General features: G+C 44.5%; 12 protein-coding genes. 7 read left to right on the forward strand and 5 right to left on the reverse strand.

Annotated features, from left to right (window positions below):
- Nucleotides 1-103 precede the first annotated feature (103 nt).
- From RM544_RS06700 to RM544_RS06715, 4 genes are read left to right on the forward strand one after another with little or no spacing between them, the layout of a single operon-like run.
- A complete protein-coding gene (locus tag RM544_RS06700; RefSeq protein WP_311361351.1) occupies nucleotides 104-1,120 on the forward strand; it encodes a TRAP transporter substrate-binding protein in 1,017 nt (338 codons plus the stop codon).
- The gene (locus RM544_RS06705) at nucleotides 1,120-1,659 is read left to right on the forward strand and encodes a TRAP transporter small permease (RefSeq protein ID WP_311360996.1); all 540 of its coding nucleotides are present in this window, start codon (nucleotides 1,120-1,122) and stop codon (nucleotides 1,657-1,659) included. Before RM544_RS06700 ends, RM544_RS06705 begins: the two co-directional genes overlap by 1 nt.
- Nucleotides 1,659-2,960: a TRAP transporter large permease gene (locus tag RM544_RS06710; protein WP_311360997.1), complete on the forward strand. Its 1,302-nt coding sequence runs from the start codon at nucleotides 1,659-1,661 to the stop codon at nucleotides 2,958-2,960. The genes RM544_RS06705 and RM544_RS06710 overlap by 1 nt, the downstream gene beginning before the upstream one ends.
- Before the next feature lie 49 nt (nucleotides 2,961-3,009).
- The gene (locus RM544_RS06715) at nucleotides 3,010-3,375 is read left to right on the forward strand and encodes an MmcQ/YjbR family DNA-binding protein (RefSeq protein WP_311360998.1); all 366 of its coding nucleotides are present in this window, start codon (nucleotides 3,010-3,012) and stop codon (nucleotides 3,373-3,375) included.
- A 15-nt stretch (nucleotides 3,376-3,390) separates the two neighbouring features.
- Here RM544_RS06715 and RM544_RS06720 read toward each other — a convergent pair whose 3' ends face one another.
- The 3 genes from RM544_RS06720 to uvrA are packed head-to-tail and all read right to left on the reverse strand — an operon-like array spanning nucleotide 3,391 to nucleotide 7,384.
- Nucleotides 3,391-4,113: a 2OG-Fe(II) oxygenase gene (locus tag RM544_RS06720; RefSeq protein WP_311360999.1), complete on the reverse strand. Its 723-nt coding sequence runs from the start codon at nucleotides 4,111-4,113 to the stop codon at nucleotides 3,391-3,393.
- 21 nt (nucleotides 4,114-4,134) lie between these two features.
- Nucleotides 4,135-4,542 carry an acyl-CoA thioesterase gene (locus RM544_RS06725; protein ID WP_311361000.1) on the reverse strand — a complete coding sequence of 136 codons (408 nt, stop codon included), beginning with the start codon at nucleotides 4,540-4,542 and terminating at the stop codon, nucleotides 4,135-4,137.
- 1 nt (nucleotide 4,543) lies between these two features.
- Nucleotides 4,544-7,384: an excinuclease ABC subunit UvrA gene (gene uvrA / locus RM544_RS06730; RefSeq protein WP_311361001.1), complete on the reverse strand. Its 2,841-nt coding sequence runs from the start codon at nucleotides 7,382-7,384 to the stop codon at nucleotides 4,544-4,546.
- Between the two features lie 208 nt (nucleotides 7,385-7,592).
- Here uvrA and RM544_RS06735 point away from each other — a divergent pair, with 208 nt between their 5' ends.
- From RM544_RS06735 to RM544_RS06745, 3 genes are all read left to right on the forward strand, one after another.
- Nucleotides 7,593-8,948 (forward strand): MFS transporter, encoded by a 1,356-nt coding sequence (locus RM544_RS06735; RefSeq protein ID WP_311361002.1) that lies wholly within the window; start codon nucleotides 7,593-7,595, stop codon nucleotides 8,946-8,948.
- A 214-nt stretch (nucleotides 8,949-9,162) separates the two neighbouring features.
- On the forward strand, nucleotides 9,163-9,753 hold the full coding sequence (ssb, locus tag RM544_RS06740; protein ID WP_311361003.1) for a single-stranded DNA-binding protein: 591 nt from the start codon (nucleotides 9,163-9,165) through the stop codon (nucleotides 9,751-9,753).
- Nucleotides 9,754-9,902: 149 nt separating this feature from the next.
- Nucleotides 9,903-10,826 carry a universal stress protein gene (locus tag RM544_RS06745; protein WP_311361004.1) on the forward strand — a complete coding sequence of 308 codons (924 nt, stop codon included), beginning with the start codon at nucleotides 9,903-9,905 and terminating at the stop codon, nucleotides 10,824-10,826.
- Nucleotides 10,827-10,882: 56 nt separating this feature from the next.
- On the opposite strand, the gene RM544_RS06750 is transcribed toward RM544_RS06745, so the two are convergent.
- Together RM544_RS06750 and RM544_RS06755 are read right to left on the reverse strand one after the other, a co-directional pair.
- Complete coding sequence (locus RM544_RS06750) at nucleotides 10,883-11,398, reverse strand: prepilin-type N-terminal cleavage/methylation domain-containing protein (protein WP_311361005.1); 516 nt, start codon at nucleotides 11,396-11,398, stop codon at nucleotides 10,883-10,885.
- A 425-nt stretch (nucleotides 11,399-11,823) separates the two neighbouring features.
- Nucleotides 11,824-12,978 carry an iron-containing alcohol dehydrogenase gene (locus RM544_RS06755; RefSeq protein WP_311361006.1) on the reverse strand — a complete coding sequence of 385 codons (1,155 nt, stop codon included), beginning with the start codon at nucleotides 12,976-12,978 and terminating at the stop codon, nucleotides 11,824-11,826.
- Nucleotides 12,979-13,136 lie beyond the last annotated feature (158 nt).

Consider the following 13,136-nt stretch of genomic DNA (forward strand, 5'->3'; position numbering starts at 1 on the left):
TTAAAAATAGGTTAATGTTGGTTAAGTGGCCTTACCAATAATGGTCTAGTAGAATCGCTTGATGAAGTAAAGAGTAAGACTAAGGAATCGTTCAATGAGCAAGATGGTGAAAAGGAAAAAGCTTAGCGCAATGGTGTTAGCCATTGTTGCCGTATTTATTCTGAATGCATGCGCCGAGCAGAGTGATGTGAAGGTGTTACGAATTGCGCATGGTTTAGATGTGAATCATCCTGTGCATGAAGCGATGGTTTATATGCAAAAGCGCCTGCAATTCTACTCTAACGGCAACATGGACTTATTAATCTATCCCTCCGGTCAACTCGGTTCTGAGCGCGAAAACCTTGAACTGCTGCAAATTGGTAGCCTTTCCATGACCAAGGTGTCGGCAAGTTCGTTGGAGGCGTTTGTACCTGAGATGAAAATGTTCAGCGTGCCGTATTTATTTTCTTCTCCAGCGCACTTTTGGAATGTACTGCAAGGCGATATTGGCAAAGAATTATTGAATGCGGGCGTACCTTATTACTTCATGGGCTTGGGCTATTACGATGCGGGAAGCCGCAGTTTTTATACGACAAAAAAACCGGTCTACCAGCCTGATGACCTAGAAGGAATGAAGATCAGGGTCATGAACAGCCAGTCTGCAGTGAATATGGTCAATACAATGGGCGGCTCGGCAACACCTGTATCTTGGGGTGAGCTTTATACCGCTCTGCAACAAGGCGTGGTCGATGGTGCTGAGAATAATCCTCCAAGCTTCTATTTGAGCAAGCACTACGAAGTGGCGAAGTATTATTTACTGGACGAGCATACCTCAATCCCAGATGTTTTAGTGTTTAGCACCAATGTTTGGGACCAACTTAGCAATACAGAGCAGGCGTGGGTGCGCAAGGCCGCCGCAGATTCAGTTGAGAAACAAAAGGTGTTATGGCAAGCCTCAACCGAATTAGCTTTAAGCGAAGTGAAAAAAGCAGGCGTTGAAGTTGTGAAAGCTGACAAGTCTCAATTTGTTAGCAAAACAGCAAGTCTGCGTGAGCAATATCAGGATACTAAGATTGGTTTACTCATAGACAGAGTTGTCGCCGAAGATGCCAGTGCTAGTGATACAAAGGGAGATGAGTAATGGGGACATTTCTGACCTTCGTGAGCAAGCTCGATTTGGCGTTAAAATACTTACTGATTATCTTAATGGCCTTATTATTAATAGATGTAAGTTGGCAAGTACTCACTCGTTTTTTGCTTCCTAAACCAAGCTCCTTCACAGAGGAACTAGCTAGGTTCCTATTGATCTGGATTGGCCTATTAGGAGCCTCTCATGCTTATCGTCACCGAATGCATCTAGGTGTCGATATCTTTGTTAAATCAATGTCGGCACGCAAGGCAAAAGTCACTACGCAAATCGTACAATTGATGACCTTAGCGTTTGCTATTTCGGTACTTATCTATGGTGGTTCAAAGCTCGTGTTATTAGCGTTTCACTTAGAGCAACGCTCAGCGGCGATGCAAGTTAATATGGGAGTGGTTTATATGGCATTACCGATTAGCGGCGTTTTATTCGCTTTTTTTGCCATTGAGCGACTTTTTGGACATTACCCAGGCGACGCGGAACAAATGATTAGTCACACTAGCAAAAGCAAAGCCGTCAAAGCGGAGGTGCAATAATGGATTTAACGATTGCGATATTGTTAGTGAGCTTTGTTGTACTACTAGCAATCAATACCCCCATAGCGATAGCAATTGCAGTGGCAACGGTTTTAACGATGCTCGCCACTATACCTGCTGATGCCGCACTAACAACCGTAGCACAGCGTATTGCGAGTGGTTTAGATAGTTTTGCTCTGCTTGCGATCCCTTTCTTTATATTGTCCGGCTACTTAATGGGGCAAGGCGGAATTGCGCGTCGACTGATTAACTTTGCTATGGTCTTAGTGGGCAGGTTCTCGGGTGGTTTGGCCCTCGTGAACGTGATTGCCTGTGCTTTATTTGGCTCAATCTCAGGCTCTGCAGTTGCAGCAACATCGGCGATCGGTGGTTTCATGATCCCGGCAATGAACAAAGAAGGTTACGATAAAAACTTCAATACTGCTGTAACCGTGACTGCCTCCACTACGGGTATGCTCATTCCACCCAGCAACATACTCATAATATATTCCTTAGCCAGTGGTGGCGTGTCGATTGCAGCACTCTTTATGGCAGGCTACATCCCAGGTCTATTGGTCGCACTTTCCTTAATGATTGTGTGTGGTATCTACGCAAAAAAGCATAATTTCCCTGCAGGCTTGAAATACTCTTTCGCTGAAGGTGTTCATCACTTAGTAGCCGCGATACCTTCATTATTGCTTATCGTCATTGTCATAGGTGGGATCATCGGAGGCTATTTTACGCCAACCGAAGCAGGCGCCATTGCCGTCATCTATGCACTGGTTTTGTCCTTGGGTGTGTATCGCGAAATCGCACTCAAAGATCTGCCTAATATCCTGTTAAAATCAGTTCAAACCACAGCAATAGTCATGTTGTTGATTGGCGCTTCCGCTTCCATGTCGTGGATGCTCAGCTATGAGTTCATCCCACAAACATTTACAGAATTAGTCTTAACCTTATCTGACAACCCCATCATGATCTTAATACTAATTAATATCATGTTATTGGTGGTGGGGACCTTCATGGACATGACACCCGCGGTATTGATATTCACACCTATTTTAATGCCGGTTATGGCAGCAATGGATATCTCGCCTTTGCACTTTGGGATAATGATGATCCTAAACCTGAGTATTGGCCTTTGTACACCGCCAGTCGGTAGCGTGTTGTTCGTTGGCTGTAGCATTGGTAAAACCAGCATTGGGGCGGTAGTAAAACCGTTACTCCCTTTGTACGCTGCAATGTTCATCTGCTTGCTATTAGTCACTTTATTCCCACAAATCAGCGAAACATTACCCCGTATGATGGGGTTGATAGAGTAGGGAAAAACGCTATAGTTAAATTACTGATTACAAGGACGGACGAGCGGCAGTGACCCACGATGAATTCAATGCGTTTTGCAGAGCAAAAGCTCACACAACTTATGTCGTACAATGGGGTGGCTCGCATGTTTGGAAAGTGGCGGGGAAATTGTTTGCCTTGGGCACAACCAACAAGGAAGGAGGGCCCGCGTATACCTTCAAAACCTCAGAAATGAACTATCACTTTCTTAGCCAAGCACCGGGGTACAAGCCAGCGCCTTATATGGCTTCTCGTGGTATGTTGTGGATACAGCAACATCAAAGTCCAGCCGAGAATGATGAAGAACTACGCTATTACTTAAACGAGTCTTATCGTTTGGTGACACTTGGTTTCAGTAAAAAGAAGCAACGGGAGTTGGGTTTCAATCAAATTTAATGCGACCGTTGCTAATTATCCTCGCGCAAAAATGTGCTCGGCAGGGTTGAACAATACCCAAGAGGTAAGAATGTATTTATCGTTCGAGATAGGAATGTTGCCGCGGTGTGTGTGGGTGAATCCACTCGGTGCAATTACCATTCTTCCGGTTTTCGCTTGGATCTTTTTATCCTGATAATAAAACTCAGTTTCTCCGCCTTCCTCTACATCATTGAGATAAAACATAAACAAAAGATTGCGATGCAATGCATCGGTTGAGCCTTGCTGAGGATAGTTTTCCGAATGCCAATAAGGGTAACCACCTTCACCGGCAGTGTATTTTTGCGCATTAATTTCACCAATCCTAAATAGGTAGTTCACTATTTGTGGTAGGCGCGGCAGGGCTTGTTCGTCGAAGTTGTCAGTAGTGAGTTTCACTGGCTCACCGGTCTGAATGTCGGCCATGGTGAGCCCGATTGGACCAATAAGTGCAAAGTGATACTTTTTGAAATAATCCACCAGGTGCTTACCGGTTATTGTCGCAACTTGTGGATAAAGAGACTGAAACTCTTCATGCCGAGATATTGAAACATCAAGTGACCTTTTTTTACTTTCATCAAGGCCGCCGCCCGTTTGACCGGGAGCAAGGTGTTTGCTGCTTTCTATGGTGTCGATGATTTGTTGGCATAGTTCAGGAGACAGCACATCATCGATTACGCTGATGAAATCCGAGTGAATTGCGTCTGCTTCCGTCGCCATTTTATGCCCCTTCGTCTTTCTCTACTTGTGCTCGCTCAAGTCTATCAAATGTTCGCTCAGCATCGCCCGCACTTCATCGGCGATTGGCGTTGCTTTCTTTGTTTGGTAATCAAAGCGCACTAGCGTAGTTGTACCTTTTGCTTTTCGCTGCTGGTTTTGCCACACTTCTTGATAAACTTCAAATGAACTGTTGCCAATCCGACTGACCCACGTTTTCACTTCGACTTCTGGGCTAAGATAAATTTGTTCAAGAAAATCTACGTTGTAGTTAGCCAAAATCAGTGGCCAATTTTGTAAATCAAGCTCAGGCGTAAAGTAACGAAATATAGGCAAGCGAGCAGTTTCAAACCAACCAACTAGTACCGTATTACTCACATGCTGAAGAGCATCAGTTTCATAAAAACGAACGTCGAATTTGATACTTAGCACCTTACTCTCCCTGTTTTACAGCTAACATCGGCTTGAGAAAACGTCCTGTATGAGAGCGCTCAACGGTACAAATCTTTTCAGGAGTGCCTTCAGCTACAATTTCACCGCCGCCTGAGCCACCTTCAGGACCAAGATCAACAACCCAGTCTGCAGTCTTAACAACGTCTAAGTTGTGCTCAATGACGACGACTGTGTTGCCGTGATCTCTTAGGCGATGTAAGACTTCAAGCAGTTGCTTGATATCATGGAAGTGCAAACCTGTTGTAGGTTCATCCAGAATGTACAATGTCTGCCCTGTATCTCGCTTAGATAGCTCTTTAGCAAGCTTGACACGTTGTGCTTCACCGCCAGACAAGGTCGTTGCAGACTGACCCAGGCGAATATAGGACAAGCCCACGTCCATCAAGGTTTGCAGTTTGCGATTAATGGCTGGAATGGCATCGAAAAATTCACGCGCATCTTCAACGGTCATTTCTAGAATTTCATGAATGTTCTTATTCTTATAGCGAATTTCTAGGGTTTCACGGTTGTAGCGTTTACCTGCACATACATCACAAGGCACATATACATCGGGTAAAAAGTGCATCTCAACTTTGATTAGACCGTCGCCTTGGCATGCCTCACAGCGTCCGCCTTTTACATTAAAGCTAAAGCGACCGGGTTTGTATCCGCGAGAGCGTGCCTCTTGCGTACCTGCGAAGATTTCACGGATCGGTGTGAAGATCCCAGCGTAGGTAGCGGGGTTTGACCGTGGTGTTCTGCCTATTGGACTTTGGTCAATATCGACCACTTTATCCATGTGCTCCAAACCAGAGATACTTTTGTAAGGTGCTGGTTCATTTGTGGTAGCTCGGTTTAACTCGCGTTGAGCAATACGATAAAAAGTATCGTTGATCAGCGTTGATTTTCCTGAACCAGACACACCCGTTACACAAGTCATCAAGCCCATTGGAATTTTCAATGTGACGGATTGAAGGTTGTTGCCTGTCGCTCCAGTCAAGGTGACCCACTCACGATCTTTCGTGCTTGTTCTTACTTTTGGTATTTCAATGAACTCTCTTCCTGAAAGGTACTTACCTGTAAGTGAATGTTCACTTTCCATGATATCTTTCAGTTGGCCTTGGGCGATAATTTCACCACCATGCACACCAGCGCCTGGGCCAATATCAACAATGTGATCCGCTTCTTTGATCGCGTCTTCATCATGTTCAACCACAATAACGGTGTTGCCTAAATCACGCAGATGACGCAGCGTTTTTAATAGACGTTCATTATCACGTTGGTGCAAACCAATACTGGGTTCATCGAGGACATACATTACGCCAACCAAACCGGCGCCGATTTGGCTCGCGAGTCTGATTCGCTGCGCTTCACCACCAGATAGGGTATCGGCGCTCCGAGAAAGTGAGAGGTAGTTCAAACCAACATTCACGAGGAATTGCAGTCGGTCTTTTATCTCTTTTAGGATCTTCTCTGCAATAGCAGCGCGCTGACCGCTGAGGTTTAGACTATCGAACAAGTCTAGCGATTCCGCAATCGACATTTCAGCGACTTGCGGTAGGTTGGTACCTTCGATAAACACGTTTCTAGCTTCTAAGCGAAGTCGTGTGCCTGAGCAAGTCGAACAATGCTGATGGCTCATATACTTGCCCAATTCTTCACGTACTGTGTTCGATTCAGTTTCACGGTACCGCCTTTCCATGTTGGGAATGATCCCTTCGAAAGGATGCTTGCGTTCCATGATGTCTCCGCGCTCATTGATATATTTAAACTTAACTGACGTGCCTTTACTTCCGAAGAGCACAATGTCTTTGGCTTTTTTATCTAACTCTTGGAATGGCTTGTTCAAGTCGAAGCCATAGTGGTCAGCGACAGACTGCAACATTTGGAAATAATAATAACTACGTTTATCCCAGCCGCGGATTGCGCCGCCTGACAAGCTGATTTCATCATTGCCAACGACACGATGTGGGTCGAAGAATTGTCGAGTACCTAAGCCATCGCAGGTTTGGCATGCACCGGCGGGGTTGTTAAACGAAAATATGCGAGGTTCTAGTTCAGTGATGCTGTATCCACAATGAGGACAGGCAAAATTTGCTGAAAAAACAACTTCCTCTCTGTCAGGTTCATCCATGTAAGCGACTTTAGCTGAACCGGAAGACAAAGTTAGTGCGGTTTCAAAAGATTCAGCAAGGCGCAATTGTAAGTCATCACGCACTTTGAAGCGGTCAACAACCACTTCAATAGTATGCTTTTTGTGTAAGTCTAAGGTAGGGGGATCAGATAGATCACACACTTCACCATCTATTCTCGCTCGAATAAAGCCTTGAGCCGACAATCCTTCTAAGGTCTTTACGTGCTCACCTTTTCTGTCTTGAACGACAGGAGCCAACAGCATGAGTTTGCTACCTTCGGGCATTTCTAACACTCGGTCTACCATCTGGCTGACGGTTTGGGCGTTCAGAGCAACATCATGGTCCGGGCATTTGGGCGTTCCCACGCGAGCGAATAGCAAGCGTAAGTAATCGTATATTTCAGTAATGGTCCCAACTGTGGAACGCGGGTTATGCGATGTCGACTTCTGTTCAATAGAAATAGCCGGCGATAAACCCTCGATATGGTCTACATCGGGTTTTTCCATCATTGACAAAAACTGTCTTGCGTACGCCGACAGTGACTCTACATAACGACGTTGGCCCTCTGCATATAAAGTATCGAATGCCAAAGATGATTTACCTGAACCTGAAAGCCCTGTAATAACAACTAGCTTATCTCGGGGGAGTTCAATATTGATGTTTTTTAGGTTGTGGGTTCTAGCCCCGCGAACTTCAATTTTATCCATAGTACTTTAGAGAGATGCCTTAGTGATGTGTATGCCAAAAACCAATCGCGTATTATGACACAAATTTGCAATGAAATATGCGTTTGTTACGCAAATGGCTGCAATGGGATCAAGCACTGGTGAGTCTGCAGATTTCTTGTGTTAGAATCGCGCCCCTGTCTCACGGACTAACCCCAATAACTTATAACTTAGAACGGAAACTGAACGATTGAACGCTAGTGAAGTAAGGGCTGCCATTACCTTAGCATCAGTATATGTACTGCGTATGCTAGGTCTTTTCATGGTCATTCCTGTATTGGCCATCGCGGCTGTCGAATACCCTGACTATTCTCCATTATTAGTAGGTTTAGCCATTGGTGGTTATGGCCTTACACAGGCTATTCTGCAAATTCCGATGGGGATACTGTCAGATAAATGGGGTCGTAAACCGGTTATTTATCTCGGACTAAGCTTCTTTGCGCTGGGTAGTATTATTGCTGCAACAGCCGATACGATGACCATGCTCACAGTAGGCCGGGTTCTTCAAGGTGCCGGAGCGATCGCTGGGGCGGTAATGGCTCTCGCTACAGATGTTACTCGAGAGTCTGAAAGAGCCAAAGTGATGGCAATTATCGGTGTGTCGATAGGTTTTTCATTCTACCTTGCTTTGCTTGTTGGGCCAGTGATCGCAGGTACGTTTGGCCTTTCTGGTATCTTCTGGATCACGGCCGTGCTGACGATATGCTGCATACCTTTAATTCAATTTGGTGTTGTGACCCCCGCACAACAAACGCCGGCTGGCGATACCATCCCTCGTCGTAATCAACTTAAATCATTGTTGATAGATAGCAATCTTTGGCGTTTGAATCTTAGCGTGTTAATTGTTCATATGCTGATTACTTGTTTCTTCGTGCAGGTGCCCACTTTATTGAGCGAGGCTGACTTTGGTCTGAATGAGCATTGGAAGATCTATACGCCAATTCTTCTCATCTCTGTACTGTTTCTGGTAGTACTGATGAAGCTAGGTGCACGAGTGCCCACCGGTATCGCTTTCATTTTCTCATTGCTATTGATGTCTTTTGGTTTCGGCCTTTTCTTATTGCCTGGCCTTGATTGGAAATTGATTACCCTAGCTGGCATTCTGTTTTTTGCAGGCTTCAACTATATGGAAGCGCATATGCCGGCATTAGTTTCCAGTATCGCGCCTGCAGGACGCAAGGGCAGTGCAATGGGGATTTATGCGAGTCACCAATTTTTTGGTGCGTTTTTAGGTGGCGTATTATCAGGGGTATTAACTCAGTGGATGGAAGCCGACACTGCTATCTACGCCTGTTTGCTCGTCATATTTATCGGTATGATTTTAGCTGCAGGTATTCAAAGCGCAAAACGAGTCAAGCGAGTGACCTTAAAAATTCCAGCAGGTGCAGCATGGACGAAAGAAACTGACTACAGCAACATCCAGCAAGAGTTGAGTAGCATTGAACAAGTGCATGACGTGTCTATCGATTTGGTCGAACAGGCAATTTATCTTAAAGTCGATAGCAAAGGTTTTGACTTGAAGCAGGCTAAGGCATTGATTCAATAGTTAAGTTTTTGAGCCGGTTTCATCCAATACGACTCAGGCAACAAAGCACTCAGCAAAAAGCTGAAAACTTACCATGAATACAGGTGCAAATTGTTCCTGTAAAGAGTATATTATTAGCGGAAAAATGCTGTGCTAGCTTCTGGGTATTTATCGTCAACTTTGGCATAAATTAAGCGGCTATACAGTAAACAAAAATTTGAAAACAGGAGTTAGCATGGCCTCTAGAGGTGTAAACAAAGTCATTTTGGTAGGTAATTTGGGTAACGACCCTGAAGTTCGTTATATGCCAAATGGAAATGCCGTTGCCAATTTAAGTATCGCCACTAGTGAGAGCTGGAAAGATCAACAAGGTCAATTGCAGGAAAGAACGGAGTGGCACAAAGTCACAATGTATCGTCGTTTGGCTGAAGTTGCAGGTGAGTACTTGAAAAAGGGTTCACAGATTTATCTTGAAGGTAAATTGCAAACACGAAAATGGCAAGACCAGCAAGGTAACGACCGTTATACAACTGAAGTGATTTGTGATCAAATGCAAATGCTTGGTGGTGGTGGTAACGGCGGTGCGCAAAGTGGCGGTCAAGGCGGATACCAACAGCGTCCACAGGGCGGTCAAAGTCAAGGTGGACAACAAGCCGGTTATCAACAAAACCAAGGCGGCGGTCAAGGCGGTTATCAACAAGGGCAAGGCAGCCAGTCAGGCGGGCAACAGGGTGGTTATCAGCAACCAGCTCAGCAGTCTCCGCAACAAAAAGCGCCGCCAATGGCTGAGCCAGATTTCGACTTTGATGATGATATCCCATTTTAAATGATAGAGAACTAGTTTGATCTAGATTAGTAAAAGTCTCTAAAAATGTTAAAACCCAGCCTTCGCGCTGGTTTTTTTGTTTTCTTTTTTCTACACTGACTAAGTTCGTCTAATTTTTAATCTATGGTGATGACAATGGAGGAATCGATATGACGTTTAATCGCGTTCTATTTGTGAGCAGAGGCCTAGGAAATGATGAGGATGCTTTGCGCAATGCTATGACACTAGCGCAGGAGGCGGAGTTTGGTTTAGATGTTTTAGTGATCGTACCTACACTTCCAGCAAAACTGCTTTCTTATTCTCAACAGCTTATTGATAACGCGCTAGAGGCTTATCAACAGATGTTGGAAAAGGTGCAAAGAGATCTACCTTTGGCCTCGCGTGTTTCGGTGAGCAGTATGCAAGCTCATGATGCTTCTACAACAGCGATCAAAAGAGTTCTGCAGGATGATTATGACTTGCTAGTTAAACAAGCTGAGACGAAAAATAACGAGATAGGATTTATGTCTGTAGATCTGGACCTTTTGCGAAAGTGTCCATGCCCTGTCATGTTATGTCGACCCGGTCATCAAATTAACCAAGGTAAAGTGGCAGTAGCCGTCGATCCTAATGCTAAGGATCAAGTCGAGTTATCATTGTCGAAAAAGCTTCTTCGCTTATCAACTGCGCTTACTTCAGCGTCGCAGAAACCGACAGAGCTCGTTGCTTGTTGGGACTTTACTTTAGAAAATACCTTGACCAATGGTACTTGGCTAAGCATGAGTACCACTCAGTTAAGTAATGAAAAGCGCGAAGCAGAACAGGAAAGTTTAGATAACTTAAAGAGGATGATTAAAGCGTCTGGCTGCAAGCAAACGTTTAATATTAATCATCTAGAGGGGTTTCCTTTCGTGAAGGTGCCTGAGTTTACCGAACTTGAGACAATCGACTTACTTGTAATGGGAACGGTTGCTCGCACCGGCATGTCTAGTTTCTTTATTGGTAATACTGCAGAGAATATTCTGCAATCCCTTTCTTGTTCGCTATTGGCGGTGAAGCCAGTAGGTTTTGTTTCGCCGGTGACTGTTGATTAAGTGACACAGTTAAACTCGTTGCAGTCAATTCTCGAGACAGCACTGAAAGTGGTATTTTAACAATCAGCTGTTTCCAGACCTATTTCGGGTTGACTGCCATCGGTACGGTTGATGAAGTAAACGCCGCATTCATCGTTATAGCTGTATCCCCTAGGGTAGGCTTTTGCCACGCGGGCCGGCAGAGTGAGTGTCACTCCGCTTGGAATAGCAGTTTGATTACCTTTTCCACACCAATCGTTAGTACAAATTTCTACAAAGGTAGAAAATGATTCATTATCTAGTTGCACAAGATAGCGCACCGAGTTGTTCCAATGCGCAGATGGAAAGCCACTTTCTAGTGCCATTGTTGCTCCGCCTACATCAAGAGAATCTGTGCCTTCGATTTTGTTTGCCAAGATAGCTTTTGCATTCACTAAGCCTACTCCGCTCTCCATTGCGCCTGCCATTGCCTCAAGTTTGGCGACAGTCGCATCCTTTTGTAAGTCGATAAATCGAGGTGTGGCGATAACCGCGAGGATGCCAATAATCACGATCACAACAATTAATTCGATCAGGGTGAAGCCTTTTTGCACTGCGTAAACCTTTTTTACGTTCTTATTTGTAGCTTAATGGTGATTATCGGTGATTCGATAAACATAGGGTTATTGGTTTCTATACCTACATATTGAAGCTATCTGATTTAACCGCTCTTTGCAGTGCCTTAAACCGGTAGGCTCCCAATATTATTGAGGTTGACGTTAGTATTAAACTAAAGTTTATTTTTTGTATCATAGTTAGTATTTTACATGCATTTTGCCATGTGAAGGGAATAAGTTGGCTAGATCGTGTACAGCAAGCTTAGAACAAATTTGATTTATTAATAGACAAAGCCTACCCGATAATAGACGTCCTGAGCAAAACCATACTGGAGTCGCAAGTTAACACCTTTTTATCTCATCATTTACCAGAAGCCTTTAAAGGAAAAAAGGAGTAAGTAAAGACTCACTCCCTTTTTGTGCTATGCAGCGTCTTCTAATATCTTTCTCGCAACCTCTGGGTTGATGTCTTTGTGCTCGCCAATGGCATGCAGTTTATGCTTCTCCATTTGGGCAACAAGACCATCAATGGCATCGGCAGCGATACCATAACCTGAGAGTTTGGTAGGAACCCCCATTTGCTCGAAGAAAGCCGCGGTTTTGGTGATTGCTTGGTCTATTACTTCTTCATCGGATGCTGATTCGATCCCCCAAACTCTACGACCATACTGTACTAATTTAGCCGCTTTTTTATCACGTTTATGTTGCATCAACGATGGCAAAACAATCGCTAAGGTTTGTGCGTGGTCAAGACCATGTAAGGCTGTTATTTCATGACCGATGGCGTGCGTTGCCCAGTCTTGAGGCACACCAACACCAATCAGACCATTAAGCGCCATCGTTGCCGCCCACATGATATTAGCGCGAACGTCATAATTGCTTGGATCCGATAAGGCTTTTGGACCTTCTTCAATCAAGGTTGATAGCAAGCCCTCAGCAAATCGGTCTTGTACCGGCGCATTGACGTCATATGTGAGGTATTGCTCCATTGTGTGTACAAAAGCATCGACCACGCCATTTGCGACTTGTCTTTCTGGCAAAGAGAAAGTTACGCTAGGGTCTAACACAGCCACTCTTGGATACACTAATGGGCTTGAAAACGGCAGTTTCTCTTGGGTGCTGCGTTTGGTAATAACTGAATTGCCATTGCTTTCAGTACCTGTAGCCGGAAGCGTCAATATGCAAGAAAGTGGTAAAGCGGACCGGACTTTTGCGCCTTTTGCCAAAATGTCCCATGCGTCACCTTCATACTTAACTCCCGCTGCAACTAACTTTGCACCATCGATCACGCTGCCGCCACCAACGGCCAGTATATAGTCAATATTCTCTTGCTTTGCGAGGGTGATAGCTTTACTCAGTGTTTCAATAGATGGGTTAGGTTCAACACCAGAAAACTCAGTGATTTTATGCTCTTTAAGAGAGTCGATAACTTGTTGATATACCCCATTTTTCTTTATTGATCCGCCACCATACATCAATAAAACGTGATGCTGATTGTCGATTTCCCGACCAATCGTTGCAATTTGTCCGTCGCCAAAGACGATTTTGGTAGGGTTACTGAACGTAAAATTATGCATGTTTACTCCTGTTGAAAACGCTTGAAGGCCTTGTAAATATTGGGTTGGCAAGGCCTTTGTCTTATAGGTGTGCTGATTTATGCGTATGAGACCGACAGCACTGTGTAGGTTTTTACATACCTAAAGCCCTTTTTTGATCACATAGAATCAATCTCACA

The organism is Brumicola blandensis, assembly GCF_031846165.1.
Classification (GTDB): domain Bacteria; phylum Pseudomonadota; class Gammaproteobacteria; order Enterobacterales; family Alteromonadaceae; genus Glaciecola; species Glaciecola blandensis.